Origin of the sequence: Citromicrobium sp. JLT1363, from assembly GCF_000186705.1 — a bacterium.
Lineage (GTDB): Bacteria > Pseudomonadota > Alphaproteobacteria > Sphingomonadales > Sphingomonadaceae > Alteriqipengyuania.
The window spans coordinates 178,677-204,070 of the sequence record NZ_AEUE01000007.1; the positions used below are offsets into that span (position 1 = coordinate 178,677).

31 protein-coding genes are annotated in these 25,394 nt (G+C 65.8%); 23 read left to right on the forward strand and 8 right to left on the reverse strand.

Going from position 1 to position 25,394, the window contains the following annotated elements:
* The first annotated feature begins 49 nt into the window (after nt 1-49).
* The 14 genes from ADAD_RS0112325 to ADAD_RS0112390 all read left to right on the forward strand — a co-directional run bounded on the left by ADAD_RS0112325 (nt 50) and on the right by ADAD_RS0112390 (nt 9,138).
* Nucleotides 50-988, forward strand: coding sequence for a heme o synthase (locus ADAD_RS0112325; RefSeq protein ID WP_010414231.1), 939 nt, complete (start codon nt 50-52; stop codon nt 986-988).
* Entirely contained in the window at nt 985-1,134 is a 150-nt protein-coding gene (locus tag ADAD_RS17020; RefSeq protein ID WP_010414233.1) for a hypothetical protein, read from the forward strand. The genes ADAD_RS0112325 and ADAD_RS17020 overlap by 4 nt, the downstream gene beginning before the upstream one ends.
* A gap of 3 nt (nt 1,135-1,137) precedes the next feature.
* Complete coding sequence (locus ADAD_RS0112335) at nt 1,138-1,746, forward strand: cytochrome c oxidase assembly protein (protein WP_010414235.1); 609 nt, start codon at nt 1,138-1,140, stop codon at nt 1,744-1,746.
* A 74-nt stretch (nt 1,747-1,820) separates the two neighbouring features.
* Nucleotides 1,821-2,702, forward strand: coding sequence for a cytochrome c oxidase subunit 3 (locus tag ADAD_RS0112340; protein WP_010414238.1), 882 nt, complete (start codon nt 1,821-1,823; stop codon nt 2,700-2,702).
* A complete protein-coding gene (locus tag ADAD_RS0112345; protein ID WP_010414241.1) occupies nt 2,702-3,097 on the forward strand; it encodes a DUF983 domain-containing protein in 396 nt (131 codons plus the stop codon). Before ADAD_RS0112340 ends, ADAD_RS0112345 begins: the two co-directional genes overlap by 1 nt.
* Nucleotides 3,094-3,717, forward strand: coding sequence for an SURF1 family protein (locus ADAD_RS0112350; RefSeq protein WP_010414243.1), 624 nt, complete (start codon nt 3,094-3,096; stop codon nt 3,715-3,717). The genes ADAD_RS0112345 and ADAD_RS0112350 overlap by 4 nt, the downstream gene beginning before the upstream one ends.
* Entirely contained in the window at nt 3,717-5,123 is a 1,407-nt protein-coding gene (gene thrC, locus ADAD_RS0112355) for a threonine synthase (RefSeq protein ID WP_010414245.1), read from the forward strand. Before ADAD_RS0112350 ends, thrC begins: the two co-directional genes overlap by 1 nt.
* Nucleotides 5,123-6,007, forward strand: a complete 885-nt coding sequence (locus tag ADAD_RS0112360; RefSeq protein ID WP_010414248.1) for a class I SAM-dependent methyltransferase — start codon at nt 5,123-5,125, stop codon at nt 6,005-6,007. Before thrC ends, ADAD_RS0112360 begins: the two co-directional genes overlap by 1 nt.
* Before the next feature lie 8 nt (nt 6,008-6,015).
* The gene (locus ADAD_RS0112365; RefSeq protein WP_010414251.1) at nt 6,016-6,387 is read left to right on the forward strand and encodes a dihydroneopterin aldolase; all 372 of its coding nucleotides are present in this window, start codon (nt 6,016-6,018) and stop codon (nt 6,385-6,387) included.
* Between the two features lies 1 nt (nt 6,388).
* On the forward strand, nt 6,389-6,772 hold the full coding sequence (locus ADAD_RS0112370) for a Rossmann fold domain-containing protein (protein ID WP_010414254.1): 384 nt from the start codon (nt 6,389-6,391) through the stop codon (nt 6,770-6,772).
* Nucleotides 6,756-7,781, forward strand: coding sequence for a GTP 3',8-cyclase MoaA (gene moaA / locus ADAD_RS0112375; protein ID WP_010414257.1), 1,026 nt, complete (start codon nt 6,756-6,758; stop codon nt 7,779-7,781). The genes ADAD_RS0112370 and moaA overlap by 17 nt, the downstream gene beginning before the upstream one ends.
* 1 nt (nt 7,782) lies before the next feature.
* Nucleotides 7,783-8,025 (forward strand): MoaD/ThiS family protein, encoded by a 243-nt coding sequence (locus ADAD_RS0112380; RefSeq protein ID WP_010414260.1) that lies wholly within the window; start codon nt 7,783-7,785, stop codon nt 8,023-8,025.
* A 3-nt stretch (nt 8,026-8,028) separates the two neighbouring features.
* Nucleotides 8,029-8,496, forward strand: coding sequence for a molybdenum cofactor biosynthesis protein MoaE (locus tag ADAD_RS0112385; RefSeq protein WP_010414263.1), 468 nt, complete (start codon nt 8,029-8,031; stop codon nt 8,494-8,496).
* Between the two features lie 123 nt (nt 8,497-8,619).
* Nucleotides 8,620-9,138 (forward strand): hypothetical protein, encoded by a 519-nt coding sequence (locus ADAD_RS0112390; RefSeq protein ID WP_139020438.1) that lies wholly within the window; start codon nt 8,620-8,622, stop codon nt 9,136-9,138.
* Here the strand turns inward: ADAD_RS0112390 and ADAD_RS0112395 are convergent, their stop codons facing one another.
* Nucleotides 9,139-9,828, reverse strand: coding sequence for a Crp/Fnr family transcriptional regulator (locus ADAD_RS0112395; RefSeq protein ID WP_010414266.1), 690 nt, complete (start codon nt 9,826-9,828; stop codon nt 9,139-9,141).
* Complete coding sequence (locus ADAD_RS0112400) at nt 9,825-10,376, reverse strand: hypothetical protein (RefSeq protein WP_010414267.1); 552 nt, start codon at nt 10,374-10,376, stop codon at nt 9,825-9,827. Before ADAD_RS0112400 ends, ADAD_RS0112395 begins: the two co-directional genes overlap by 4 nt.
* 197 nt (nt 10,377-10,573) lie before the next feature.
* Between ADAD_RS0112400 and rplU the strand changes: the two genes are divergently transcribed.
* The 3 genes from rplU (at nt 10,574) to ADAD_RS0112415 (ending at nt 12,108) form a co-directional block, all read left to right on the forward strand.
* Nucleotides 10,574-11,104, forward strand: a complete 531-nt coding sequence (rplU, locus tag ADAD_RS0112405) for a 50S ribosomal protein L21 (RefSeq protein WP_010414270.1) — start codon at nt 10,574-10,576, stop codon at nt 11,102-11,104.
* Nucleotides 11,105-11,138: 34 nt separating this feature from the next.
* Nucleotides 11,139-11,408, forward strand: a complete 270-nt coding sequence (gene rpmA / locus ADAD_RS0112410; RefSeq protein ID WP_010414272.1) for a 50S ribosomal protein L27 — start codon at nt 11,139-11,141, stop codon at nt 11,406-11,408.
* A gap of 148 nt (nt 11,409-11,556) precedes the next feature.
* A complete protein-coding gene (locus tag ADAD_RS0112415; RefSeq protein WP_010414275.1) occupies nt 11,557-12,108 on the forward strand; it encodes a GNAT family N-acetyltransferase in 552 nt (183 codons plus the stop codon).
* Nucleotides 12,109-12,141: 33 nt separating this feature from the next.
* Here ADAD_RS0112415 and ADAD_RS0112420 read toward each other — a convergent pair whose 3' ends face one another.
* Entirely contained in the window at nt 12,142-12,990 is an 849-nt protein-coding gene (locus tag ADAD_RS0112420; RefSeq protein WP_010414276.1) for a metal-dependent hydrolase, read from the reverse strand.
* Nucleotides 12,991-13,115: 125 nt separating this feature from the next.
* Here ADAD_RS0112420 and ADAD_RS0112425 point away from each other — a divergent pair, with 125 nt between their 5' ends.
* Complete coding sequence (locus ADAD_RS0112425) at nt 13,116-13,724, forward strand: TetR/AcrR family transcriptional regulator (protein ID WP_029140113.1); 609 nt, start codon at nt 13,116-13,118, stop codon at nt 13,722-13,724.
* 8 nt (nt 13,725-13,732) lie between these two features.
* On the opposite strand, the gene ADAD_RS0112430 is transcribed toward ADAD_RS0112425, so the two are convergent.
* Nucleotides 13,733-14,833, reverse strand: a complete 1,101-nt coding sequence (locus ADAD_RS0112430) for a S41 family peptidase (protein ID WP_237700821.1) — start codon at nt 14,831-14,833, stop codon at nt 13,733-13,735.
* Between the two features lie 68 nt (nt 14,834-14,901).
* Nucleotides 14,902-15,645 (reverse strand): CAF17-like 4Fe-4S cluster assembly/insertion protein YgfZ, encoded by a 744-nt coding sequence (gene ygfZ / locus ADAD_RS0112435; protein ID WP_010414279.1) that lies wholly within the window; start codon nt 15,643-15,645, stop codon nt 14,902-14,904.
* A gap of 215 nt (nt 15,646-15,860) precedes the next feature.
* Between ygfZ and pyrC the strand changes: the two genes are divergently transcribed.
* The gene (pyrC, locus tag ADAD_RS0112440) at nt 15,861-16,898 is read left to right on the forward strand and encodes a dihydroorotase (RefSeq protein WP_010414280.1); all 1,038 of its coding nucleotides are present in this window, start codon (nt 15,861-15,863) and stop codon (nt 16,896-16,898) included.
* Here the strand turns inward: pyrC and rarD are convergent.
* From rarD to ADAD_RS0112455, 3 genes are all read right to left on the reverse strand, one after another.
* Nucleotides 16,895-17,803, reverse strand: a complete 909-nt coding sequence (rarD, locus tag ADAD_RS0112445) for an EamA family transporter RarD (protein WP_029140114.1) — start codon at nt 17,801-17,803, stop codon at nt 16,895-16,897. The genes pyrC and rarD overlap by 4 nt on opposite strands.
* Before the next feature lie 236 nt (nt 17,804-18,039).
* A complete protein-coding gene (locus tag ADAD_RS0112450; RefSeq protein ID WP_139020439.1) occupies nt 18,040-19,455 on the reverse strand; it encodes a succinylglutamate-semialdehyde dehydrogenase in 1,416 nt (471 codons plus the stop codon).
* 86 nt (nt 19,456-19,541) lie between these two features.
* Entirely contained in the window at nt 19,542-20,942 is a 1,401-nt protein-coding gene (locus ADAD_RS0112455; RefSeq protein ID WP_010414283.1) for a protein adenylyltransferase SelO family protein, read from the reverse strand.
* A 71-nt stretch (nt 20,943-21,013) separates the two neighbouring features.
* Between ADAD_RS0112455 and ADAD_RS0112460 the strand changes: the two genes are divergently transcribed.
* The 4 genes from ADAD_RS0112460 (at nt 21,014) to ADAD_RS0112475 (ending at nt 25,343) form a co-directional block, all read left to right on the forward strand.
* Nucleotides 21,014-21,904: an alpha/beta fold hydrolase gene (locus tag ADAD_RS0112460; protein ID WP_010414284.1), complete on the forward strand. Its 891-nt coding sequence runs from the start codon at nt 21,014-21,016 to the stop codon at nt 21,902-21,904.
* Nucleotides 21,904-23,058, forward strand: coding sequence for a glycosyltransferase family 4 protein (locus ADAD_RS0112465; protein ID WP_010414285.1), 1,155 nt, complete (start codon nt 21,904-21,906; stop codon nt 23,056-23,058). The genes ADAD_RS0112460 and ADAD_RS0112465 overlap by 1 nt, the downstream gene beginning before the upstream one ends.
* 108 nt (nt 23,059-23,166) lie before the next feature.
* Complete coding sequence (locus ADAD_RS0112470) at nt 23,167-23,964, forward strand: tetratricopeptide repeat protein (RefSeq protein WP_010414287.1); 798 nt, start codon at nt 23,167-23,169, stop codon at nt 23,962-23,964.
* Between the two features lie 38 nt (nt 23,965-24,002).
* Complete coding sequence (locus tag ADAD_RS0112475) at nt 24,003-25,343, forward strand: outer membrane protein assembly factor BamB family protein (protein ID WP_010414289.1); 1,341 nt, start codon at nt 24,003-24,005, stop codon at nt 25,341-25,343.
* Nucleotides 25,344-25,394: the final 51 nt, after the last annotated feature.

Here is a 25,394-nt window from a genome sequence, read left to right on the forward strand (position 1 = left end):
CGATTTCCGGCGCGCAGGTGCCAGCCCGCGCGAGGACCGACCGAATAATATGACCGACACGACGACCCTTTACACACCGACCGCAGCGACGCCGATGTCGAGCCACTGGCGCGATTTCCTTGCGCTGACGAAGCCGGGTGTGGTGCGTCTGGTCGTGTTTACCGGCCTGTGCGGGCTGCTGGCCGCGCCTGGCAGCATCAACCCCGTGCTCGGCTTCACCGCGATTCTGTGCATCGCGCTGGCCGCGGGCGGCGCCGCTGCCTTCAACCAGTGGTTCGAGGCGGATCTGGATGCGAAGATGAAGCGCACCGCCAAGCGTCCGCTCCCAACCGGCCGCGTCAGCAGGAACGACGCGCGCGATTTCGCCGCCGTGCTGTGCGGGGCCTCGGTGCTGACCATGGGGCTGGCGATCGGCTGGCTGGCCGCCGCGATCCTGGCGCTGTCCATCTTCTACTACGCGGTCGTCTACACCATGTGGCTCAAGCCGCGCACGCCGCAGAACATTGTGATCGGGGGCGGGGCAGGCGCCTTTCCTCCGCTGATCGGCTGGGTCGCGGTGACCGGCGAGGTGACGCTCACGCCGATCCTGCTGTTCGCGATCATCTTCTTCTGGACGCCGCCGCATTTCTGGGCGCTCGCGCTGTTCGTGAAGAGCGATTACGCCAAGGCCGGCGTGCCGATGATGCCGGTTGTCCACGGAGAGCGGGCGACCCGCCACCAGATCCTGGCCTACGCCCTGCTGATGGTGCCGCTGGCCGCTGCCCCCTGGCTGTGGGGCACGGCGGGCGTGGTCTATGGAGCTGCGGCGCTCGCGCTGACCGGGCTGTTCGCCGCCCTTGCCGTTCCGGTGGGCTTGCGCACCTCGATCGAGCAGGACAGCATGAAGCCGGAAAAGCGGCTGTTCGCCTTTTCGATCCTCTACCTGTTCGTGCTGTTCGCCGCGCTGGTGGTTGACCGTTTGTTGCAGAATTCCGGGGTGATCGCATGACCGAGAACAAACCGAACCGGATGACGCCGGAAGAGGAAGCGCGCTTCAAGCAGGCGCGCAAGGGCCGCAACCTCGCCATTGGCGGCGTGCTGCTGTTCTTCGCCGTATTGTTCTATGCGATCACGATCGTGCGGATGGGGGACTGATCGATGGCGACCGCTTCCGCTTCCATTGCCGGGCGCAGTCTCGAGCAGAAGAACCTGCGGATCGGCCTCATGGCGCTGGTCATGGCGGCCGTGATGGTCGGCATGGGCTTTGCCGCGGTGCCGCTTTACCGTATGTTCTGCCAGGTGACGGGCTTCGGCGGGACGACCCAGGTTGCTTCCGAATCCGATGCCGCCATGGCCGAAAGGCTCGCGGCAAGCGCCGGAGCGCCGCCGATCTCGATCCGTTTCGATGCGAGCACCGCGCGCGGCATGCCATGGACCTTCGCGCCCGAGCATACGACGGATACCGTGCAGATCGGGACGCGCGACCTCGCCTTCTATACCGCCCGCAACAATGCGGACGTGCCCATCACCGGCGCGGCGACCTTCAATGTCGAGCCGGAGCAGGCCGCACCCTATTTCAACAAGATCCAGTGTTTCTGCTTTACCGAGCAGACCTTGCAGCCGGGCGAGGAAATGCGCATGCCCGTGCTGTTCTATGTCGATCCGGCGGCGCTGGACGATCCGAACATGGAAGGGGTGGAGCAGATCACGCTGAGCTACACCTTCCACCGCGCACGAGATGAGGACAAGCCCGAAGGGGGCGGTTAAACCGGCGGCGGTCCCTCTGGACCATCGCGCATCGCCCGATTATGGGCAGGGCAAGCTAGCAGGAAAGACGAGACATGGCCGGCGCCAAGAACCACGATTATCACATTCTCGCCCCAGACATCTGGCCCTTCATGGGTGCGCTTTCCGCGCTGGTCTTCACGAGCGGGATGGTGATGTACATGCACCGCGCGAGCGAGGCATTCCCCGCTGGCACCTGGCAGATCGTCTGGGGCCTCGGCATTGCCGGCCTGATTGCCACCTTCTGGGGCTGGTTCTCCAAGATCATCAACGAAGCGCACGCGGGCGACCATACCCCGGTGGTGCAGCTGCACATGCGTTACGGCATGATCCTGTTCATCCTGTCCGAAGTGATGTTCTTCGTGGGCTGGTTCTGGGCCTTCTTCGACTTCGCTCTGTTCCCCGCGCCGATCCAGGAAATCGCCGAGGGAACCTGGCAGAACCTGATCGGCCAGGAGGGCGCAGGTCCGCTGGCGGTCTTCCCGCCCGACGGCATGCACGTGATCGACCCGTTCGATCTGCCGCTGCTCAACACGCTGATCCTGCTGTGTTCGGGCACCACCGTCACCTGGGCGCACCACTGCCTCATCAACGGCGACCGTGAAGGGCTGAAGCTGGGCCTTTGGGGCACCATCGCGCTGGGCGTGCTGTTCACCGCCATCCAGGCTTACGAATACATGCACGCGCCCTTCGGCTTCGGTGGCAACACCTATTCGAGCGCGTTCTACATGGCGACCGGCTTCCACGGCTTCCACGTTCTGGTGGGTACGATCTTCCTGATCGTGTGCCTGCGTCGCGCCTATCTCGGCCATTTCACGCCGCGCCAGCACTTCGGTTTCGAAGCGGCTGCGTGGTACTGGCACTTCGTCGACGTCGTGTGGCTGTTCCTGTTCATCTCCGTCTATGTCTGGGGTGGCTGGGGCGCCGAAATCCACTGATGCAAGACGGCCAACCGGCCTCCGATTCTTCACATGACGGGAAAGGGCAGCCGACCTTGCGCGAGGCTGCCCTTTTCGGTCTGTGCCCGCAGTGCGGCAATCGGACGCTGTTTTCCGGCTGGGTCTCCTTCGACAGCCGATGTCGGGCCTGTGGACTGGACTTCACGTGGTTCAATGTGGGCGACGGGCCCGCTGCTTTCCTGACCCTGATCGTGGGCGCGATCCTTGTCGGTTTGGCGGGATGGCTCGCGGTTGCAGTGGCGCCGCCCTGGTGGGTCCATGTGATCCTGTGGCTACCGCTGGGCCTCGGCATGACCCTGGGCGGTCTGCGGCTTTCCAAGGCAGCGCTGCTGTGGTCCGAATATCGCCAGAAGGCGGGTGAGGCCGGACGATGAACTACCTGAAGCGCCTGCCGCTTATCCCTACCATCGTCGTGCTGCTGGCCGTCGCGACCATGATCGCCCTCGGCTTCTGGCAGCTGGGCCGCGCGGACGAGAAGGAAGCGCTGCTCGCCCGCTATGCCGCTGCGGGCGATAACGAGGAACTGGTCGCCTGGCCCGGAGACAATGCCGAGGCGCTGGAGCGGCGCCTCTATCGTCGCAGCTCGGTCGAGTGTGCCCGGGTCACCGAACTGACTGCCGTGGCCGGTACCAATGCGCGCGGCTCCAAGGGGTGGGCGCGGATTGCCGAATGCGAGCTGTCCAACGAAGACGGCAAGCGCGGCGGCGAAGCGCGCATCGCACTGGGCTGGACGCGCGGGCCGGAGGGGCCGATCTGGAACGGTGGCGAGGTGACGGGGATCATCGCGCCCGGTCCGCGTCTTGTTGCCGATCCGCCGCGTGCGGGGCTGCTGCCGCTGCAGCGGCCCGACCCGTCGGAACTGCCCAATAACCACATTGCCTATGCCTGGCAGTGGTTCTTCTTCGCAATGACCGCGCTGGTGATTTACGCGCTGGCGGTACGCAAGCGGGTGCTGGGGCAGTCGAGTGCTGCCCGCAAGGACGAGGAAAGCTGATGCGCTACGTTTCCACCCGGGGGCAGGCGCCCGTGCTCGATTTCGAAGGCGTTACGCTGACGGGGCTGGCCAGCGACGGCGGGCTGTACCTGCCCGAAAGCTGGCCGCAGTTTTCGGCGGACGAGATTCGCGCCATGCGCGGCCTTTCCTACCCGCAACTCGCCGCCCGGGTAATGGCGCCCTTCGTGGACGGCAGCCTGTCGCCCGACGATCTGCTGACGCTGTGCGAAAAGGCCTATGGCGGGTTCGATCACGCCGCGACGACGCCGCTCGTCCAGCTCGATGGCCAGCACTGGCTGCTGGAGCTGTTTCACGGCCCCACGCTGGCGTTCAAGGATGTGGCGCTGCAACTGCTCGGCCTGCTGTTCGAGCGTTTTCTGGAAAGCGCCGAGCGCCCGCTGACCATCATCGGTGCGACCAGCGGCGATACGGGCTCTGCTGCGATCCATGCGGTGGCGGGGCGCGACAATGCCCAGATATTCATGCTCCACCCCGAAGGCCGGGTCAGCGAAATCCAGCGCCGCCAGATGACCACGGTGAGCGCGGCCAACGTTCACAATGTCGCCATTGGCGGCAGCTTCGACGATGCGCAGGCGATGGTGAAGCGCATGTTCGCGGATACGGCGCTGACCGACACGCTGGACATAGGTGCGGTCAACTCGATCAACTGGGCGCGGCTGATGGCGCAGGTGGTGTACTACTTCGCCGCCGCGCTACAGCTGGGTGCGGCCGATCGCAAGGTCGCTTTCAGCGTGCCGACCGGCAATTTCGGCGATGTCTTTGCAGGTTACGTCGCCGCGCAGATGGGCCTGCCGGTGGAGCGCCTGATCGTGGCGACCAACAAGAACGACATTCTCGCCCGCGCGATTCGCGATGGCGACTATTCGGTGGGGGAGAGCCACGCGACGATCACCCCGTCGATGGATATCCAGGTGAGCTCCAATTTCGAACGCCTGCTGTTCGAGGCCAACGGGCGCGATGCGGAGGCGCTGGCCGCGCAGATGGACGGCTTCGGGAGCAGCAAGTCGCTGACGCTCGATGCCGCGCAGCGTGAGGGGATTGCGGCGATGTTCTCCGCGCACCGCGCCACGCCGGAAGACACGCTGGCGGCGATGCGCTGGGCGCACGACAACTGCGGCGAAGTGATCGATCCGCATACCGCCGTGGGCCTCCATGCCGCATGCACGGCGACGATGGCCGACGAGATCGACGCATCGATCCCGGTCGTCACGCTCGCCACGGCGCACCCCGCCAAGTTCCCCGATGCCGTGAAGCAGGCGATCGGCATCGGGGCCGATCTGCCCGCACGCGTGGGCGACCTGTTCGCGCTGGAAGAACGCTTCGAAACGCTGCCCGCCGATTACGACACGGTGCGCGATTACATTTCGGCCAAGGCCACGCGCTGATGGCGCAGCTGCGCCTCGAACCACAGCTGATGATCGGCGAACCATGGGCCGATTACGGGCTGGTCGATAGCGGACACGGCCGCAAGCTGGAGCGCTTCGGGCCCTACCGCTTCATCCGCCCCGAGCCGCAGGCCTTCTGGAGCCCGCGGCAGGAGAACTGGCAGGCGGATGGCGAATTCGTTCCCGGCGCGGACGAGGATGGCGGTGGCCGCTGGAATCTTTCGCCGCAGGTGCCCGATAGCTGGCCGCTTGCGTGGGACGATGTGCGGTTCAACGCGCAGTGCACGCCATTCCGCCATCTCGGCTTCTTCCCGGACATGGCCCCGGTGTGGAAATGGATGCGCGCAGAGCTGGCGGGGAAGCCGGACGCGCAGACGCTCAACATGTTCGGTTATACCGGCGTCGGCACGCTTGCGCTCAGCCAGTGCGGTCCGGTGACGCATGTCGATGCGAGCAAGAAATCGGTGGCGCAGGCGCGCGAGAACGCCGCACTCGCCGGGATGGAGGACAGGCCCGTCCGCTGGCTGGTGGACGATGCGGCCAAGTTCGCCGCGCGCGAGGTGCGGCGCGAAAATCGCTACGACGGCATCATCCTCGATCCGCCGAAGTTCGGCCGAGGTCCGAAGACCGAGACGTGGCGGATCGAGGAAGGGCTCAGCCCCCTGATCGCCGACTGCGCGAAGCTTCTGGATGCGGACAGCCGCTTCCTGTTCCTGACCGTCTATGCCGTGCGGATGAGCAGCCTTGCACTCGCCGCGCTGCTCGACGAAGCCTTCGCGGACATGCCCGGCACCGTCGAACACGGCGATCTGGGCGTCCGGGAAGAGGGGGAAGGGCGCGTATTGCCCACCGCCATCTTCGCACGCTGGAGGAATTCTATTTGACGGACCCCATGAAAGACAGCCTCATCCTGCGGGTCGCGGATATCGAGACCGACGTGCTCACGGGAATCTATTCCGAAGAGACGGGCAAGCCGCAGCCGCTGCGCATCACGATAGAGGCGCGCATGAGCCCGCAGCCAGCTTACGAGCCGGACACCACGCTCGACGCCAGCAAGAACTACATGGACCTGCGCCACGCCGCGACCGAGGGGCTGCCCGAAGGCGTCCACTTCAAGCTGATCGAGGCGGTGGGCGACCATATCTGCGAAACCCTGTTCCTGCAGGACGAGCGGATCGAGGCGATCTCGGTGACGATCGTGAAGCTGGCGATCGGGATCGGAAGCGAAAAGATCGGCATCACCCTGCACCGCGAGCGGCCCTGAGGTGGCAGACGCGTCGCCCGCGATCGTCCGGGTCGATCCACTGCCCGAATCGGCGCTGGATGCGGCAGCGGCGTTCCATGCGCAGTGGGCGGAGAAGGTGCGCCACGCAGCCGCGCAGGGCAGCGAATACGTGGTCGTCGTGATGCATCCCGCGCCGTTCGACCATGCCGACTGGCGTCGTGCGGCGGCGCGTGACCTCGCCCGGGCGCATCCCGATCACTGCATCAACATCGTCGCCGGATCCGATTCGGGTGCGGTGGGGCGGATGGTCGCATTTCTGGGCCGCTCGCCCGCGATCACCGGGCAATATCTCCCGCTGGCAGAGACTGGCCCTTGCGAGAGTGGCAGCGATGGCCGACTTGGGGACGATGACACGGAAGGCTGATCGTCTGGCGCTGGAGCGCGCACCGCTGGTCGATACGCACCAGCGGCGGATCACCTACCTGCGCCTTTCGGTGACGGACCGCTGTGATCTGCGCTGCACCTATTGCATGCCCGAACGCATGCAGTTCCTGCCCAGGGCGGACATCCTGACGCTGGAAGAACTCTACCTGCTCGCGCGCAGCTTCATGGCGCGCGGCGTACGCACCGTCCGGCTGACCGGGGGCGAACCGCTGGTGCGGCGCGATGTGGTGGACCTGATCCGCGCGATTGGCCGCCATGTCGGGCAAGAGCTGGACGAGGTCACGCTGACCACCAACGGCACGCAGCTGGCGGGCCATGCCGACGCGCTGGCGCGAGCCGGGGTGCGGCGGGTCAACGTCTCGCTCGACACGCGCGATCCGGCAACCTTCCGCGCATTGTCGCGCCGCGATGCCCTGCCGCAGGTGCTCGAAGGCATTGCCGCGGCAAGCGAGGCGGGACTGCAGGTGAAGCTCAACACGGTGGCGATGCGCGGCGTGAACGAGGGCGAGATCGCCGATCTGGTCAACTGGGCGCACGCGCAGGGCCACGCGATCAGCCTGATCGAGACCATGCCGCTGGGCGAAGTCGATGCCGCGCGCGAAGACCACTATCTGCCACTGTCGCAGGTCCGCGCGAAGCTGGAAGCGCGCTGGACGTTGACGCCCAGCGAGGCGCATACCCCCGGCCCATCGCGCTATTTCGACATTGCCGAGACCGGCGGGCGGATCGGCTTCATCACCCCCATGAGCGAAAACTTCTGCGCCGGATGCAACCGCCTGCGGGTGACGGCCACCGGCCAGCTCTACCCCTGCCTTGGCGGGGGCGAGCGGGTAGACCTGCGCGCGGCACTGCGGGGCGACGCGCCCGATCGCGCGGTGGCGTACGCGCTGGACGAGGCCATGGCGATCAAACCCTACGCCCATGATTTCCGCATCGGCGCGGGCCTTGCGCCCACGCAGCCGCGCCACATGTCTGTTACAGGGGGCTGAGATGGCCGTACGCGTCCTCTTTCTTGGTTCGCTCCGCGATTCAGCCGATGCGCCGGAGGCGGACTATCCCGCTCCGCTGGACTGGCAGGGTTTGCTCGCTGCGGTGCCTGCCGCCGTGGCCGAGCAGCTGCGCGAACCGCACGTGCATGTGGCGTGTGCGGGCAAGGTTCTTTCCGACAAGGCCGATCTCGCGGCGCAGGACGGCGACGAGGTGGCGCTGCTGCCCCCCGTGAGCGGGGGCTGAGCGATGGCCCGGCTCATCATCCAATCGCCCGCCGACGTACGCCTGCTCGATTCGGGCATGTCGGTCGGCGAGGCGCTGGCGGCCTTCAATGCCGCGCATCCGCAGGCCGGTGGCGTCGCAACCTTTCTGGGCAAGGTGCGCCCGGACGAGGATGTGCGCGTGCTCGAACTCACGCATTACGAACCGCTCACCCTGCCGGGCATGCAGCAGCTTGCGGACAAGGCGCTGCAGCGCTGGCCGCTGGACGGCGTGCTCATGTGGCACCGCGTTGGCGTGATGCATCCGGGCGAATCGATCGTGCTGGTTGTCGCCGCCGCCCGCCATCGCCGCGACGCCTTTCATGCGGTCGATTTCCTGATGGACTATCTCAAGAGCGCGGCGTGGTTCTGGAAGCGGGAGAAGCGCCCGGACGGCTGGCACTGGATCGAACCGCGCGCCCAGGACTTTGCCGACCGCAATCGCTGGGTCTGAAAATAATCGCCTCGATTTGATCCGGATCAAGGTACGGGCGCACGTCAGGGCGCAATACGCTTCTCGAACACAGGGAGGAGCAGGGCCAAAAGCCGCTCCTCAGTGACGATGAGGAGCGAAAGAATGTCCGAACGTCTGAACAGCGCCGCCGTCGCCGAAAAGGCGATTGTCCATGCCGAGCTGCCCGCAATGCTCCGCGACCCGCGCGAGCAGGTCGAAAAGCCGAGCATGAAGCTGGTCGAAGCGCTGGCACCGGTCGAGGCCGAGCCGGCGGTCATTCGCCAGGATGTGGACCGCACCTTCGAAATGCCCACCATGCTCTACGGCGCGACGGTGGCCCTCTATCTCGGTTTCATTGCCATGCTCGGGATCGGCCTTTCCACGCCCGAACTGGCGCTGCCCATGGCGATCTTCGCCATCTTCATCGTCGGCCTGTTCGCCGCACCCGCGCTGTGGCTGGGCCTCGGGCGCAAGCCGCAGGCGCGGGCAAAGACCTTCGGCGAGCTGGCGCAAGGCGGAATCCAGACGCACACGGGCCTGCTCCAGGGCAGGGATGCGGTCATCCAGATGATGATCCTGCCCACGCTGATCGTGATCTGGGCGATGACGGTGCTGGTGATCGCCGGGGTTGTCGCGGCCTGATTATCCGGCCGCAAGATCGGAAAGTTGCGCGGGGTCGACCAGTTCGATCCCGCGTTTTCCTGTGCGAACGATGGCGCCCATCTTCTCCAGCGCGGTGATCTTTCGGCTGACCGTCTCGATGGTCAGGCCAAGCATGTTGGCGCAGTCCGCGCGGCTGAGCGGCAGTTCGAATTTCTGGGCCGGGTGGCAGGGCGAATCGCTGGCAGCCTGCGCAAATCCCATGATCAGACCCGCCACCTGCGCCTGCGCATCCGATTTTCCGGCCAGCGCAAGCAGGCTGCGGCTGGCATGAAGATCTTCCTGCACGCGGCGCAGCAGGGCGCGCGCCAGTGCGGGATATTCATCCATCGCCGATTCGATGTCCGGCCCGTTGAACAGGCATACCTGCGATTGCGTCAGCGCCACGATCTCGTGATCGTCGAAGGGCTGGAAGAATTCGCCGATGAAGCCTGCCGGGTGAACCAGCGCAAGGATATGTTCCTGCCCGTCGGCATCGATGGACGTGACCTTGAGCGCCCCAGTGGTCAGCGTGGCGCAGGCATTGACCTTTTCGCCCGCGCGAAAGAGCACTTCGCCCGCTTCGAGCGTGCGATGATGGCCACGACGGGCGAGGTTTTCGCGCTCGCTATCGTCGAGCACGGAACAGGCCGCACGGTCGCGGACGGGGCAGGTGGCGCAGGCAAGGTTCATGAGTTCGGCGCCAGCTCTACCAGCACGGCGTCTTCCTGTTCAACCAGCTGCGCTACGGCATCGCGCGCCGCTACGATCCGGTCGACGGGCTGACCCGCAACCGATCGGGTGGCAACCAGCGTATCGAGATCGGCCAGAGGAATCGCGGTTTGCCCGCGCAGCGAGCGCAGGTTGGCGTAGGCGACCTCCGCTCGGCCCCAGCTCTTGGAACCGACCGCGCCAGCCCCGCGCACAGCTGCGCGGGTGGCAGGCACGGCGCGTTCGAAATCGGCGTGGGCCGCGCGTGCCTGCGCCTCGAGCTGCGATGCCTGCTCCATTAGCCTGGCAGGGATCGAGGGCGGCGGGGGCGGTACGGGTGGAGCGGGCTGCAACGGCCCCCCGGCGTCGGGGCTCTCCACCGCGCAATCGCCCTGGGGGACCGGATATTGCCCGCTCGCGCGTTCCGCATCGCGGATGGCGAGCGAGGGATAGGGGGTGTCGGGTGTGCTTGCGCAGGCGGCAAGCGCTGCGGCGGAAGTGGACAGGATCGTCAGGCGCAGGGCATTCATCCCCGGCTCTTAGCATGCGCGGCCGATGGTGGTAGGGGCTGTGCGCAAGATACGCCAGAATCCGCCATCCCGGCGTTGACTTATCGCCAACCATCCCGTAAGCGCGCCGTTCTTTGGGGGGCGCACCATGGTGTCGCCCGTCGATACGGTGTTCCATATGGGGCAGCGTCACAGCAAAACGATTGAAAGTTGAACCGATGTTCGCAGTGGTGCGCACGGGCGGCAAACAATACCGGGTTGCCGCCGGAGACAAAATCGCGGTCGAGAAGCTTGCTGGTGAAGCAGGCGATACGATCACTCTGGGCGATGTCCTGCTTGCAGGCGAAGGCGACAGCCTGGCCGATGCTGGCAAGGTGTCCGTTTCGGCAGAGATCATCGCTCAGGCCAAGAGCGAGAAGGTGGTGGTCTTCAAGAAGCGCCGCCGTCACAATTATCGCCGCAAGGCCGGCCATCGCCAGCAGATGACGCTGCTGCGCATCACCGATGTGGGCGAAGGCAGCAAGAAGGCTGCGGCGAAGCCCGCCGCCAAGAAGGCGGACGCCGCGCCTGCGGAAGACAAGGCTGCGGACGCGAAGCCTGCTGCGAAGAAGGCCCCGGCCAAGAAGGCCGATACCGCCGACAAGCCCGCAGCCAAGAAGGCCGCGCCGAAGAAGACCGCCGCGACCAAGGCTCCGGCCAAGAAGGCTCCCGCCAAGAAGGCGGCGGACAAGGATTCGGGCGACGCGTAAGCGCGCGGCCCACGACAGGTAAGGACCAGGACCAATGGCACATAAGAAAGCAGGCGGCTCTTCGCGTAACGGTCGCGATTCGGCAGGCCGCCGCCTCGGCGTGAAGAAGTTCGGCAGCGAAGGCGTTGTCGCGGGCAACATTATCGTGCGTCAGCGCGGGACCAAGTTCTATGCGGGCAGCAATGTCGGCATGGGCAAGGATCACACCCTCTTTGCGCTTACCGACGGTATTGTACGCTTCCACGACGGGAAGCTCGGCCGCAAATACGTATCGGTCGACATGCTGGCGCAAGCGGCAGAATAAGCGGACGGTTCACGAACAGGGCCGTCCAACGAGGCGGCCCCGCCGGAGGTAGCATCCGGCCATCGAGGGAGAGGGGGCCGGCCCCGTCTCCCTTTTTTCGTCTCCCTTGGAACCCGGCCCCGCAAGGGCCGTGCGCGGGGGAAGTACGATGTTTCACAGAAGCGAACGGCTGCTGTTGCGGCCACCCTGGCCCGAAGACTGGTGCGCGGTGCGTGCGGGCATCGCGGACGAAGGCATCGTGCGCAATCTCGCCACCGCGCCGTGGCCCTATTCGGATGCTGACGCGCAGGAATGGTGCGCCCAGCCGCAAGATCCCTACGCCCCCCGCTTCCTGGTCACTCTGGCCGATAGCGGCGAGGTGATCGGCTGCATCGGTATCGGTCCGCTGCCCGCCCAGGACGGCGGCGGGGATGGCACGATGGAGCTGGGCTACTGGATCGCGCGCCCGCATTGGGGCCGCGGCTATGCGAGCGAGGCGGCGCGCGCCGTCGTCGAGATCGCCCGCGCGACCGGGCATCCGCGGATCGTTGCCAGCCATTTTCTGGACAATCCCGCTTCGGGCAGGGTCCTGCGCAAGGCGGGCTTCATGCCGACCGGCAAGGTCGGGCGCCACCGCAGCCTGGCGCGCGGCTACGAAGCGCAGACGATAGGATATGAACTCGATTTCCTGAAAGAGGAGGCACTGCCGGCGGCGGCGTGATCGCGCCGCCGCCGGAGTGCTGTTCGCCGGGCCCTACGCGGGCAGCAGGGCGTCCTCGTAGTCGCCCTCGTACTTGCCGATGAGCGCGCGGTCGTCGTGGTCCCACGGGTGGAAGCCGGGCTTGAAATAGCTCAGCCAGGCCGGGAAGCAGCGGCGCAGCACGCCGGGCGTGCCGAACAGGTATTTCGCCAGCCCCCAATGCGCGCGCCAGCCGGTAATTCCGTCCTGCGCGAGCAGCTCGGTCGCATCGACCCAGCGGTTATTGAGGAAGCGCCGGGTCACTTCGAGCATGATGACGCTGCGGCGCAGCCAGCGCTGGAAGCCGCTCCAGTCGCGCGTCGCGTGGTTCCACACGTCGTAGGCGACGCCCTTGTGCTCGATCTCCTCGACCGCGTGCCATTCCCACATCTTGCGAACTTCGGGGTCCGAATCGGCGAAATGCTGCGGATTGGCGAGGAATTCGTGCGCCATCATCGCGGTATAGTGCTCCAGCGCCATGGTAATGCCCAGCTTGGCGATAGCGGGCCGGCCGTTGGCCAGTTCGAGCAGTTCCTTCGTGCGCCGGTCGATCATGTCCATGTCGTAGCCCGCATCCGCAGCCAGCCGGTTGAAGGCGATATGTTCGCGCGTGTGGTTGATCTCCTGCTTCACGAAAGCGCGGATTTCCGCGGCCAGCCTGGCGTCGGTGCCTTCGCGGAAGGCCTTGACCGATTCGATGAAGAAGGCCTCGCCGCGCGGGAAGGTGCCCGATAGCGCATTGTGCCAGGCGGTGCCGAAGGGCTCTCCGGCCCACCAGCGCGACGGGGTGTTGCTGCGATTGAAGCGTTCGTCACGCACGGTGATGGCGGGCTCTGCCGCAAGGGCTGAATCGCGTGCGGTCATGATGACAACTCCTGTGTCGTCCTGTGTCTTGCGTGCAATATAACTTACACCAATGTCAGTAAGATGAACGGCAATGGCGCTTATAGGTTCCTTGCTGCGCAGGCCCCGGCGCACTACGAAGCCGCATGGCAACTCGTCGTAAACGCTTGAGTCCCGAGGAATCGCGCGCCGGGGCGCTGGAAGCTGCGCGCGATCTGCTGATCGAGGCGGGGCCGCAGGCGGTCACGCTGAAAGCGGTGGGATCACGGGTCGGCCGGACCCACGCCAACCTGCTGCACCATTTCGGCTCCGCCGCCGGCTTGCAGCATGCGCTGGGCACCTATCTGGCCGAATCGGTATGCGAGCGGATTGCCGCCTCGATCCGGGCGAGCCGCGAAGGCGCGGCCTCGCCGCGCGTGATCGTGGACCAGGCCTTCGATGCCTTCGATCACGAAGGCGGCGGCGCGCTGGTCAGCTGGTTGCTGGCGACGGGGCAGGAGGATGCGCTGGAACCCTTTACAAGGGCGATCCACCAGATGATCGAGCAGGTTCACCGCGAGGAGCAGGGCGCAGACCATCCGGCGGATCACGATGCCCTGCAATCCACGCTGATCGTCGTGCTGCTGGCCCTGGGCCAGTCGCTGATCGGCCACCCGCTTTCGTCGGCCCTGAAATTACCCGCGAACACGGCGCGCGATATTGCCGAGCGGTTCGTGGTCGATTCGCTGGAGCAGGCGGGCCGCAGCGCGCCCTGAACCGCCGATCAGTCCCGTCGCGGATGCTTCCACTGCGGCAGAGCGACCTCTCCGTTGCGCACTTTTGCCCGCAGGCCCGCCAGTTTCTCCCTGCGGTCGGCATCCCCGGTTTCCCCGGCAATCCGTTCCAGCGCCATGGCGAGGCCGGTCTGCAGCGCCTTGTCGGCAGCAACCGGATGATCGGGTGCAACCCCTGTGCCTTCCCAGTTCGTCCCGGTGATCGGGTTGATCGCCCGGCCGGTGGGGATGAAGGCGATCATGCCGTGGCCGATCTGCACCATCGCGCCGGGATTGGCCCCGCCACCGGTGGTCTCGCCGATCAACGTGCCCCGGCCATGGGTCTGCATGTCGTAGGCGAATTCCTCTCCGCCGGAGAAAGTGACATCCGAGGTGAGCACGTAGACCGGGCCGGTGAAACGGGTTTCCACGGTCTTGTCGTTCCAGAATTCCCGCGTGGAATCCTCGGGGCGGTCGTAAATGCTGTTGATCAGCAGATCGGTGCCGAAGGGCAGGAAATGGCTCATCAGCTGGGCGACGCTCTGTGGGTCGCCACCCCCGTTCGACCGCATATCGACGATGATTGCTTCGCTGCCATCGAGCAGCTGCATGGCGGCTTCGTAGGCGGGCGCGGCAAATTCGGGCTGGATGAAGGCCCGCACGTCCAGATAGCCGACATTGCCGGGCAGCCGTTCGATCCGGGCAATGCCATAGCCATGGCGCGCGCTCTCCCGGCGCATCTCCGCAATTTCGGCGGCATCGGGCACGCCGGTTTCGTCGGGCTCGTAGGGTTCGAAACCGGGGCGGTAGCGCACGCTGAAGTGCCCATCCTTGCCGATTTCGCGCAGGTCTTCGTGCAGGGATGAGGCAAGGGCCCGGGCGGTGGTAGCCGAATCGTATGCGCCTGCATCGGCACGCGCGCGAAGCTCGGTAGCGACACGGCCCGCCACCTCGGGAAAGACGTAGTTTTCGCGCAGTTCGGCGCTCAGCGTCTCGATCACCCCGTCGCGCGCCTGCGCGTCGATGGCCCGATCAGATGCATCCTGCGCCGCTATCGCAGACGGCGCGAGCAGGGCGATGGCAAGAAACATCGCGCGGATTTCACGAAGCACGGTCACGCAGCCTCCCGGTCATGTCTTGTTTTGGCAACTCTAGGGCCCGGGCGTGCAGTGCTTATCGACTATTCGACCAACGGCTGATCGAGCCAGTCTGGCATCAGGTCCCCGGGTATGTCGGCCACGCGCAGGTGATCGACCGCGTAGCCCTGTTCGGGATATTCCGCCTTGCGGCGCTTCTCCTCGGACCGGTCCAGCGGCACCACCACCAGCCGCCGGTTGACCTTCTGCCGCCAGTTCATCCGCGCGGTGTTTTCCTGCCCGATATAGCAGCCCTTGTTGAAGCTGACCCCGTTCAGCTCGACCGCGTTGGTCTCCAGCCACAGGATGTCGCCCAGCTCGGCCTGGCCTTCGGGCACGCCGAGCGAGAGGCGATGGGCGAGCCAGGCATCGTCTGCGGCCTCGCCCTCATCCGCCTCCGCGAGCCAGCGCTGACCCAGCGCGGGCAGGCGCGGGTCGACCGGGTGTTCGCCATCGCTCCGGGCGATCCAGTGCACCGACAGGCTCTCGTCGCGGGCGATCTCGATCTTGCGGCGCAGGCGATAGAGAGACAGGCGTTTGACCAGATCGTCCGCCACCGCCGCCTCGCAATCGAGCAGCATGGTTTCGCCGTATTCGCAGGGGCGGCCGGGCCAGACGATCATGTCGAACATGGTCTTGCCCTGCGCGCTCAGCAGCGCGGCATAGGCGGGAAGTTCTCCGGTGACGTCGTTCGTCAGCAGGCCCTGGAGGAATGCGGAGACGCTTTCTCCCTCTTCCAGCGGGGCGAGGCGGACGAGAGCGCGGTTGGCGAGGCGGGTTGCTGTCATGCCTGCGCAGATAGGGGCGCGGCGCAGGCCATGCCAGTGGGGGCGCTGTCCTACATGACGGTGTGCGGCTAACGTGCCGCACATGCGCCGCACTGCCCAGCTATCTCCGCCAGCCGAAAGAGAGGCCGTGGGGCGGCAGAGTTTTTCGGCCCAGGACACTGTGTCAGGTGTGTCAGGGCTCCCCTCCGCGGCGCTGTTGGGGTAGGGCGCGCGGCATGACAGACACGCTGACGATCCGCCGCCCCGACGACTGGCATGTGCACCTGCGCGATGGCGCAATGCTGCAAAGCGTGGCGGGTGCCACCGCACGCCAGTTCGGGCGCGCGATCGTGATGCCCAACCTCACGCCGCCGGTGACGACGGCGGATGCCGCACGCGCCTATCGGGAGCGGATCATGGCGGCGCTGCCGCAGGGTGCGGACTTCGCTCCGCTGATGACCGCCTACCTGACCGACGATACCGACCCGGCCGATCTGATCGGCGGTTTCCGCGACGGCGTGTTTACCGCAGCCAAGCTCTACCCCGCCAATGCCACCACCAATTCGGCGCATGGCGTGACCGATATCGGCAAGCTGCGCCCGGTGTTCGAGGCGATGGCCGAGGCGGGCATGGTCCTATGCGTACATGGTGAAGTGACCGATGCGGAAATCGACATTTTCGACCGGGAAGCGGTGTTCATCGAGACCGTGCTCGCGCCGCTGCACCGCGATCTGCCGCAGCTGAAAATCGCTTTCGAGCATATCACCAGCCGCCACGCGGTCGATTTCGTGGAAGGCGCGGGGGAGAATGTGGGCGCGACGATCACGCCGCATCACCTCCACATCAACCGTAATGCGATGCTGGTGGGCGGAATGCGCCCGCATGCCTACTGCCTGCCCGTCGCCAAGCGCGAGGAGCATCGGCTGGCGCTGCGGGCGTTTGCCACCTCGGGCTCGGCCAAGGTGTTCCTCGGCACCGACAGCGCGCCGCACGAACAGCATGCTAAGGAAAGCGCGTGCGGCTGCGCGGGCATCTACAACGCGCCCCATGCGCTGGAGGCCTACGTGCAGGTGTTCGACGAGGAAGGCGCGCTCGACAGGTTCGAAGCCTTCGCCTCGCTCAACGGGCCTCGCTTCTACGGCCTGCCGGTGAACGAGGGCACGGTGACGCTAGTTCGGCGGGATCAGGCGGTGCCAGAGAGCATTCCGGCAGCCGATACACAGGTGGTGCCCTTCATGGCCGGCAAGACGATTGTGTGGAGTTTGGAGGACTAGCTGACCGGGGTCGGCTTGCGCGGCTTCCGCCTCGCCAGCAGATCCCACACGAAGATCGCCGCGGCCAGCCAGATGCAGCCGAAGCAGAAGGCCTGCGCCGGGTGCAGCTCTTCCCCGAAGACGGTCAGGCCAAGGATGAAGACGATGCTGGGCGCGAGGAACTGGACGAAGCCGAGCACCGAATAGTCCATCCGCCGCGCGGCGATGGCGAACATCAGCAGCGGTACGGCGGTGAAGAGGCCCCCGAGCATGATCGCAAGGCTGAGGCCCAGGCTCACCTCGAAGGAGGACCCCTGCGGGCTGGCCCAGAACCACGCCGCGACGCCCAGCGCGGGGAGCAGCAGGATGGCGCTTTCGATCGTGAGGCCGGGCAGCGCGCCCACCGTCACCTGCTTGCGCAGCAGGCCGTAGGTGCCGAAGCTGAATGCCAGCGTCAGGCTGATCCACAAGGTGGTCAGCGCGCCGGCGGCAAGCACGGCGATGCCCACGCCCGCCAGCGCGACAGCGATCCACTGCGCGCGGCTCAGCGTCTCCTTGAGGATCAGCGTGCCGAGCAGGATGTTGACCAGCGGGTTGATGTAATAGCCAAGGCTGGCCGCGTAGACCTCGCCCTGCTGGATCGCCCATACATACACCACCCAGTTGACCGATATCAGCATCGCGCTCGCCGCCAGGACCAGCAGCGCGCGCCCGTCGGCCAAAGCTTGGCGAATGTCTGGGAACTGGCGGCGGAAGGCGACGATCAGCAGACACACCGGCAACGTCCACACGATCCGCCAGCCGACGAATTCGAACGCGGGCACCTGCCGCACCAGCAGCAGATAAAGCGGCATGAACCCCCACATCACGTAGGCGCCCAGTGCCTGCGGCAAGCCTGAGGGTGCGGGGGATTTCGGGGCGTTCACGCGATGCCCCTAGGCCTGCACATTACCCTGCACAAGCGTTGCTGATCGTTCATGTAAGAGGCGCTATTTATGAACGCATAGACGATTCGGGGGCAACGCAAGGCTGGCTTCGATCGCCGAAACACCAGACGATCTTTGGTCTGTCCTCGAGGCAGGCCGAGGCGCAGCGTCCCACCAGCGCTGTGGAAGGCGCCCCGGCAATAGTCTTGCCGGGGCGTTTTCATGCTGGGCCCCGATCAGTCCACCTTGAACCCGACGCCGAGGCTCGCGCGCGGTTGCCCGATCTCGCTGCTGGCGACCGGATAGGCGCAGTAATCGGCGGCGTAGTAGGCGGCGGGGCGGTGATTGCCGGACAGGCCCAGCCCGCCGAAGGGCGCCTTGGACGATGCCCCGTTGGTCGGCTGGTTCCAGTTGACGATGCCGGCGCGGATATTGGCCCAGAAATGGTTGAAGTCGTCCGGAGAGCCGCCCACCAGCGAGGCGGAGAGGCCGAACCGGGTGTTGTTGGCCTCCACAATGCCCGCGTTCAGATCCGGCACCTTGATGACCTGCAGCAGCGGGCCGAACAGTTCCACATCGGGGCGTTCCTCCATCGCGGTCGTGTCGATCAGGGCGGGGGCCACGAAGGGGGCGTCCTCGCTCAGCCGCCGCAGGTGGCGGATCGCCTTGCCGCCATTGGAGAGCAGGTAGAGGAAGCTCTCGGTCAGCTGGTCGGCCGCCTGGTTGTCGATCACGGTGCCCATGAAAGGCTGCGGATCGGCGAAGGGTTCGTCGACGATGATCTTGCCGATCAGCGTCTTCACTGCCTCCACGGTCTCGTCGTACATATCTTCGGTCACGATCAGCCGCCGTGCGGCGGTGCATCGCTGGCCCGCAGTCGTGAAGGCGGAGCGCGCGATGATCAGCGCAGCATCTTCGACCTTGGGCGTGCGCGTGACGACGATGGGGTTGTTGCCGCCCATTTCGAGCGCGAGGATCTTGCCCGGATTGTTCGCGCATTTGCGGTTGATCGCGATGCCCGCCTGCGCGCTGCCGGTGAACAGGATGCCGTCTACTTCGGGGTGCGCCACCAGCGCCTTGCCTTCGTCCGGCCCGCCGATCAGCACTTGGACGACATCCTTATCGATGCCCGCGCGGTGGAAGCATTCGACCAGCATTGCGCCGACGGCAGGGGTCTTTTCCGATGGCTTGAAGACCACCGTATTGCCCGCGATCAGCGCGGGTGCGATATGGCCGTTGGGCAGGTGCGCCGGGAAGTTATAGGGGCCGAGCACGGCCATCACGCCATGTGGCTTGTGCCGCACGGCCGAGGTGCCGCCCAGCGCGCTTTCGAGCTTCTTCTGCCCCGTGCGCTCCATGTAGGCGGAGATGGATATCTCCACCTTGTTGATGACCGCTTCGACTTCGGTCTTGGCTTCCCACAACGGCTTGCCGGTCTCGCGCGCGATCAGTTCTGCGAAATCATCCGCCGCAGCCCTTACTTCGTTGGCGAAGCGGCGAACCATTTCCATCCGGTTGGCAACGGGGCGCGAAGCCCAGCCGGGGAAGGCTTCGCGCGCGCGCGCAACGGTTTCGTCCACATCACCGATTGGCGCACGAAACAGTTCCTGCCCGGTGGCAGGTTCGTAAGATACGATCTGTGAAATTGGCACTCCTGGCAGTTCCTCAATTCCCTTGGACGCTGCGACCCCCTCGGACCGGGTGTAGCGCAGCGCATTAGCGCCAAATTTTCAGCGCGTCACCTGTCGCTGGCGGCGGGCTGTGGCGGATCGCCGTGCGCTTTCCCCATCCGTCGCAATGCATCGACCTTTTCCATGAGCGGAGCCCAATCGTCGCGTTCGTCTATCGCGGACCAGATCGTTTCCACTTCGTCTATCAGCATGCTCTGTGGCGTTCCCTCGTCCCAGTAAGGGTCGTCAGGTCCGACGGCGCTGTAATCTGCGAAGGCACCGGCCAGTTCCCCTTCCGCGCCGCGTCCGCCGCGATGGGCATGGAAGAAGGCCTCGGGCTGCATCGCGTTTTCGTGCATGTGCCGTTCGCAAGCCGCGATCAGGGCAGCATCGCGCTGCTCGTCGAGCGGTTCGAGCCCAAGCCGCCACAGCCAGCGCCGTCGCAGGTGATGGCCATAAAGCGGGCCGAACCGCTCCAGCGCGGCGACAAGGCCGTCCGACGGGGCGATGAGCCTGAGGGCGGTGGCGAGTTGGGCGCAGTTCCAGCCGAGCGCCTCGGGCTGACGACCGAATGCGTACAGGCCCGCGTGGTCGAAATAGGCGGCAGTGAAGCCAGGCTCCCACTTCGGCAACCAGCGCCACGGGCCGTAGTCGAAGCTTTCGCCCGAGACGTTCATATTGTCGGTATTGAGTACACCGTGGACGAAACCGGCCACCATCCAGCTTGCCGCGAGGTCCGCCAGCCGTTCGACCACCTGGTGCAGCAACTGCACCGCCGGATCGTCCCGGTCGGGGGCATCCGCGGGCGGCGGCGGGCCGGGAAATTGCGCGAGGCAGTAATCCACAAGTTCGCGCATGTGGCCGGCTTCGTCGAGCGCAAGCAGGCGCTGAAAGCTGCCGATGCGGATATGGCCATGGCTCAGCCGGGTGAGGACGGCGGAACGGGTGGGCGAAGGTTCGTCCCCGCGCATCAATTCCTCGCCGGTCTCGATAATGGAGAAGGTCTTCGAGGTATCGACCCCGAGCGCCTCGAGCATCTCTGTCGCCAGCAATTCGCGCACTGCGCCCTTGAGTGTAAGCCGTCCGTCGGCAGTGCGGCTGTATGGCGTCTGCCCCGATCCCTTGGTGCCCAGATCCATCAGGCGACCGTCGGCAGCGCGCATTTGCGCGAACAGGAAGCCGCGCCCATCGCCGATTTCGGGATTGTACACGCGGAACTGGTGGCCATGGTATCGCAGTGCCAGCGGGCGCTCCAGATTATCGGGTAGCGGTTCGAACCGGCCGAAATGGGTGACCCATTCGATATCCGAGAGATGATCCAGCCCCACGCTGGCCGCCGCCCGATCATTGCGCCAGCGCAGCTTGGTCTGAGGGAATTTCGCCGGGTCGACCGGGTCGCCCAGCCAATCGGCGAGGGCCAGAATGGGCGGCGCAGTATCCTGTGCGTATGGTTGCGGTTTATCGGCCATCGCGGCAATAAGTGGCGACGCGCGCCGCCGTGCGCAACCGAACTGCCCCTGCCGAACTCGAAAAGAGAGCCATGGATCAGCGCTTTACCGATGGCTTCTGGCATAGCGCCGACGGCCTGAAACTGCATTACCGCGACTATCCCGGCCCATCAGACACTGACCAGCCGCCAATCCTGTGCATGCACGGGCTGACACGCAATGCGCGCGATTTCACGCTTCTGGCAGAGCGTCTTTCGCCCGAATGGCGCGTGATCGTGCCCGAGATGCGCGGACGCGGCGACAGCGACTATGCGGACGACGCAGGCACCTATGACGTTTCCCAGTATGTGGCGGATGTCGAAGCCCTGCTGGCCGAGCTCGGGATTGAACGCTTCGTCGCCATTGGCACCTCGCTGGGCGGATTGATGACGATGATGTTGGCACAGCGCGGGGCAGAGCGAATCGCGGGTGCGGTGCTCAACGACATCGGCCCTGCGATCGAGCCTGGCGGGCTGGAAAAGATCCGCAGCTATGTCGGTCAGGGCCGCAGCTTTCCCACCTGGATGCATGCAGCGCGCGCCCTGCAGGAAACGCATAGCGATGCGCATCCCGGCTATCAGCTGGAGGACTGGCTGCAGGCTGCCAAGCGGGTCATGGTGCTGGGCCAGAACGGGCGCATCAGCTTCGATTACGACATGGCGATCGGCGATACGTTCCGGGAGGGCGAAGACGCGGGCGGCGCACCTGCCGACAACCTGTGGCTGGCCTTCGAATCGCTTGCCGATACGCCGCTGCTGCTTGTGCGGGGCGAGCTTTCCGACCTGCTTTCGCCCGATACGGTGCGCCAGATGAAGACGCGCAATCGCGCAATGGAGATCGCTACCGTGCCGAAAACGGGCCATGCCCCGACTCTCGATGAGCCTGAGGCCGTCGCCGCGATCGACGCGCTGCTCGCGCGGGTGCGGACGCAGGAGAACGCGTGATGAGCAGCAAACAGCGCGACGGGGCACCGCGCGTGCTCCATCTCCATTCCACTTTCGCCGCGGGCGGGAAGGAGCTGCGCAGCGTGCAGCTCATCAATGCGTTCGGCAGCAAGCTGGCCCATTCGATCGTGTCGGCAGACCGCAACGCCTATGGCGCCGCCGAACATATCGCGAAGGGGCGGACGGTGCGCTATCCGCGCAAGTTCCCTCCGCTCAAGGGCAAGCCGTGGCCCAGGCGGCTGCGCGAGCTGGCAATCGCGATGAAGCCCTACGACCTCGTGCTGACCTACAACTGGGGCGCCATGGATGCGGTGATGGCGCACACCTTGTTCAAGGATGCGCTGGGCCTGCCGCCGCTGATCCACCACGAGGATGGCTTCAACGAGGACGAGCGGCGAAAGCTCAAGGCCAGCCGCAACTGGTATCGCCGGATTGCGCTGGGCAAGGCGAGCGGGCTGGTGGTGCCATCGGAGGTGCTGGAGGGCATCGCGCTGGAGGTATGGCACCAGCCGATCGGGCGGGTGAAGCACATTCCCAACGGCATCGACACAAAGGGGTTCAAAGCCAACCCGCCCCCCGATGCGCTGCGCGGCGTTATCAAGCACGAAGGGGAGAAATGGGTCGGCACCCTGGCCGGTCTGCGTCCGGTCAAGAACCTCACCGCGCTGGTGCGCGCCGTGTCGCACCTGCCGGAAGACTGGCAACTGGTGATCGTGGGGGACGGGACCGAGGGTGAGGCTATCCGCGACGCGGCCGAGGAGGCCGGAATTGCGCACCGCGTCCACCTGCCCGGCTTCGTCTCCAACCCGAAAGCCTTCCTGGCCCTGTTCGATATTTTTGCGCTATCCTCGCACTCCGAACAGTTTCCGCTGTCCGTTGTCGAGGCAATGGCGGCAGGCCTGCCGGTGGCAGCGCCGGCGGTGGGCGACATCGCGTCGATGGTGGCGAAGGAAAACGCCCATTACATCGCCCGCCCGAACGACGAGAATTCTCTGGCGGAAGCCTTGCGGGCATTGTCCCTCGACGCGGATCTTCGCGCACAGATCGGCGCGGCCAACCGCGCAAAGGCGCGCGCGCAGTACGACGAGGCCAAGATGATCGCGTCCTACAGGCGGCTTTACGACAGCGCGCTAGGCGGCGGTGTGCTGGGCTAGGACCAGCGTGCCTTCACGCCCGGTTCACCCGCGCTCCTATTGAACTCGGCGCAACATGGTTTAAAGACCCGCGCCAATCCCGGCAGTCTCAAGGAAAGTCCCTCAGGCGTGGCCCTGTTACCCAACCGCAACAGCGAAAAAGCAGCCGACCGAAAGGCCAAGACCGCAGTCGCGCAGGACGAAGCGCTCCTGCGGGAGGTGGATGATGCTGTCCGTACCGATCAGTATCGCGATATCTGGCAGAAGTACGGCCTGATCATCGTCGGCGTCGTCGTCGTGGCGCTGCTGGCATTCGCCGCCTATCTGTTCTTCACCAGCCGCAGCGATGGCGACCGGGAACGTGATTCCGAAGTCCTGGTCCAGGCGATCGACCAGCTGGAAGCCGGAAACCTGAAGCAGGCGGACGAAACTGCCGCTCCGTTGGCGCAGGATGGCGCAGGCGGTGCGCAGGCGCAGGCGCAGATGCTGCGCGGCGGAATCGCGCTGGAGCAGGGCGACAACGAAAAGGCGGCGGAATTCTTCGAGCAGGTCGCAGCAAAAGGGGATATCCCGGACTCGTTGCGCGACCTGGCCGAACTGCGCGCGGTGGTTGCCGCCTATGATTCGCTGGAACCTTCGGAGGTGATCCGCCGGCTGACCCCGCTGGCACAGGAGGGCGAGCCCTACTACGGCAGCGCGGGCGAGATCCTGGGCATGGCCTATCTCGACGCGGGCCAGGAGGAAAAGGCGGGCAAGTTGTTCGCCCAGATCGCCAAGGACGAGGATGTGCCCGAAACGATCCGCGGGCGCGCACGCCAGATGGCGAGCGTGCTGGGGATCGACGCCGTGGGCGATGTCGACGAACTGATCGAGAGCATGCGCGCGGCTCAGGCCGCCGGTCGGCCCGCTGGCCGACGCCCGCAATAACAGACACATGAGGCCCGAGAGGGCGTATTTTTCGGAGGATGACCTTGCGAGCCACTGGTGCGATCCCGCTTCTACTTCTGACGCTGGTCGTCACGGGCTGCTCTGGCGGTCTGTTCGGCGGGGGCGGAGACAAGAACGTCACGCCTACGGTCGGCAACCGTGTTCCCGTCCTCTCGCGCATCGAAAGCGGCGCGAACGTGGACCCGGACCTGGCCGGCGTATCGGTCGTCCTGCCGCCCGCGCGGGTCAATGACAGCTGGGCCATGGCCAGCAACACGCCGAGCAAGAGCTACGGCCACCTGTCGCTGGCAGCCAATCCCACCGCAGTATGGTCTCAGCGGATCGAGGGTTCGACCAGCAGCCGCAGGCTGGGCGCTGCGCCCGTGGTGGCGAACGGCACGCTGTACGCGGTCGATACCTCCGGTACGGTCCACGCCATGAATGCGGAGACGGGCGCGCGCCTGTGGCAGTATAGCCCGGACATCGCGTCCGATATGCGTGGCACCGTCTACGGCGGCGGGATCGCGGTGGCAGGCAATCGTCTGTTCGTGACCAGCGGTACGGGCCGGGTGGTCGCGCTGGATACCGCCAACGGCGCGGAGGTCTGGAGCGCAAATCCGGCAGGTCCGCTACGCGACGCACCCACGCTGGCCTTCAACCTCGTGCTGGTGATGACGCAGGACAACCGCATCATCGCCCTCAACCAGAACGACGGCGAGATCGCGTGGCAGGAATCGGGTTCGCTTGCGCAGGCGGGCGTTTTCGGAGTCGCCTCTCCGGCTGCGGGCCAGGGCACGGTGGTTGCCGGATACAGCTCGGGCGAGCTGGTGGCCTATCGCTACGAGAACGGACGCGTTTTGTGGGCCGACGCGCTTGCCCGCACGTCCATCTCGACCGAGGTCGGCAGCATTTCGGATATCGATGCCGATCCGATCATCGACAATGGCCGGGTCTATGCACTGGGGCAGGGTGGCCGCATGGCCGCCTACGAACTGGTGACGGGCCAGCGTATCTGGGAGCTCAACCTTTCCGGGATTTCCACCCCGGCGCTGGCTGGCGAATGGCTGTTCACGCTGACCAGCGATGCCCGGCTGCTCGCCATCGCTCGCTCCACCGGCAAGGTCCGCTGGATCACGCAGCTGCGGCGCTATCGCGACGCGGAAGACCGCAAGGGCGAGATTTTCTGGACCGGCCCCGTGCTTGCCAACAACATGCTCTACATCGCCAACTCGCGCGGCGAGCTGTGGCAGGTGAGCGTGGCGGAAGGTTCGGCGAACATGCTGACCGAATTGAAGGATTCGGTCAGCCTTCCGCCGATCGTGGTCAACAACACGCTCTACGTGCTGGACGATGGCGGCACGATCACCGCTTTCCGGTGATCGCCGCCCGGCGCGCCACGAAGAGGGCGTTACCGAGCATTTAACCCTTTG

What these genes read in the sequence shown, in the direction of transcription:
- ADAD_RS0112415 (WP_010414275.1), top strand. Translation starts at nt 11,557, where the DNA reads ATGTTTCACAGAAGCGAACGGCTGCTGTTGCGGCCACCCTGGCCCGAA.
- ADAD_RS0112455 (WP_010414283.1), bottom strand. Translation starts at nt 20,942, where the DNA reads ATGGCCGATAAACCGCAACCATACGCACAGGATACTGCGCCGCCCATT.
- ADAD_RS0112465 (WP_010414285.1), top strand. Translation starts at nt 21,904, where the DNA reads ATGAGCAGCAAACAGCGCGACGGGGCACCGCGCGTGCTCCATCTCCAT.
- ADAD_RS0112425 (WP_029140113.1), top strand. Translation starts at nt 13,116, where the DNA reads ATGGCAACTCGTCGTAAACGCTTGAGTCCCGAGGAATCGCGCGCCGGG.
- rpmA (WP_010414272.1), top strand. Translation starts at nt 11,139, where the DNA reads ATGGCACATAAGAAAGCAGGCGGCTCTTCGCGTAACGGTCGCGATTCG.
- ADAD_RS0112395 (WP_010414266.1), bottom strand. Translation starts at nt 9,828, where the DNA reads ATGAACCTTGCCTGCGCCACCTGCCCCGTCCGCGACCGTGCGGCCTGT.
- ADAD_RS0112380 (WP_010414260.1), top strand. Translation starts at nt 7,783, where the DNA reads ATGGCCGTACGCGTCCTCTTTCTTGGTTCGCTCCGCGATTCAGCCGAT.
- ADAD_RS0112325 (WP_010414231.1), top strand. Translation starts at nt 50, where the DNA reads ATGACCGACACGACGACCCTTTACACACCGACCGCAGCGACGCCGATG.
- ADAD_RS0112475 (WP_010414289.1), top strand. Translation starts at nt 24,003, where the DNA reads ATGACCTTGCGAGCCACTGGTGCGATCCCGCTTCTACTTCTGACGCTG.
- ygfZ (WP_010414279.1), bottom strand. Translation starts at nt 15,645, where the DNA reads ATGACAGCAACCCGCCTCGCCAACCGCGCTCTCGTCCGCCTCGCCCCG.
- moaA (WP_010414257.1), top strand. Translation starts at nt 6,756, where the DNA reads ATGACACGGAAGGCTGATCGTCTGGCGCTGGAGCGCGCACCGCTGGTC.
- ADAD_RS0112460 (WP_010414284.1), top strand. Translation starts at nt 21,014, where the DNA reads ATGGATCAGCGCTTTACCGATGGCTTCTGGCATAGCGCCGACGGCCTG.
- ADAD_RS0112365 (WP_010414251.1), top strand. Translation starts at nt 6,016, where the DNA reads ATGAAAGACAGCCTCATCCTGCGGGTCGCGGATATCGAGACCGACGTG.
- ADAD_RS0112335 (WP_010414235.1), top strand. Translation starts at nt 1,138, where the DNA reads ATGGCGACCGCTTCCGCTTCCATTGCCGGGCGCAGTCTCGAGCAGAAG.
- pyrC (WP_010414280.1), top strand. Translation starts at nt 15,861, where the DNA reads ATGACAGACACGCTGACGATCCGCCGCCCCGACGACTGGCATGTGCAC.
- ADAD_RS0112390 (WP_139020438.1), top strand. Translation starts at nt 8,620, where the DNA reads ATGTCCGAACGTCTGAACAGCGCCGCCGTCGCCGAAAAGGCGATTGTC.
- ADAD_RS0112385 (WP_010414263.1), top strand. Translation starts at nt 8,029, where the DNA reads ATGGCCCGGCTCATCATCCAATCGCCCGCCGACGTACGCCTGCTCGAT.
- ADAD_RS0112400 (WP_010414267.1), bottom strand. Translation starts at nt 10,376, where the DNA reads ATGAATGCCCTGCGCCTGACGATCCTGTCCACTTCCGCCGCAGCGCTT.
- ADAD_RS0112340 (WP_010414238.1), top strand. Translation starts at nt 1,821, where the DNA reads ATGGCCGGCGCCAAGAACCACGATTATCACATTCTCGCCCCAGACATC.
- ADAD_RS0112345 (WP_010414241.1), top strand. Translation starts at nt 2,702, where the DNA reads ATGCAAGACGGCCAACCGGCCTCCGATTCTTCACATGACGGGAAAGGG.
- rplU (WP_010414270.1), top strand. Translation starts at nt 10,574, where the DNA reads ATGTTCGCAGTGGTGCGCACGGGCGGCAAACAATACCGGGTTGCCGCC.
- ADAD_RS0112360 (WP_010414248.1), top strand. Translation starts at nt 5,123, where the DNA reads ATGGCGCAGCTGCGCCTCGAACCACAGCTGATGATCGGCGAACCATGG.
- ADAD_RS17020 (WP_010414233.1), top strand. Translation starts at nt 985, where the DNA reads ATGACCGAGAACAAACCGAACCGGATGACGCCGGAAGAGGAAGCGCGC.
- ADAD_RS0112350 (WP_010414243.1), top strand. Translation starts at nt 3,094, where the DNA reads ATGAACTACCTGAAGCGCCTGCCGCTTATCCCTACCATCGTCGTGCTG.
- ADAD_RS0112420 (WP_010414276.1), bottom strand. Translation starts at nt 12,990, where the DNA reads ATGACCGCACGCGATTCAGCCCTTGCGGCAGAGCCCGCCATCACCGTG.
- thrC (WP_010414245.1), top strand. Translation starts at nt 3,717, where the DNA reads ATGCGCTACGTTTCCACCCGGGGGCAGGCGCCCGTGCTCGATTTCGAA.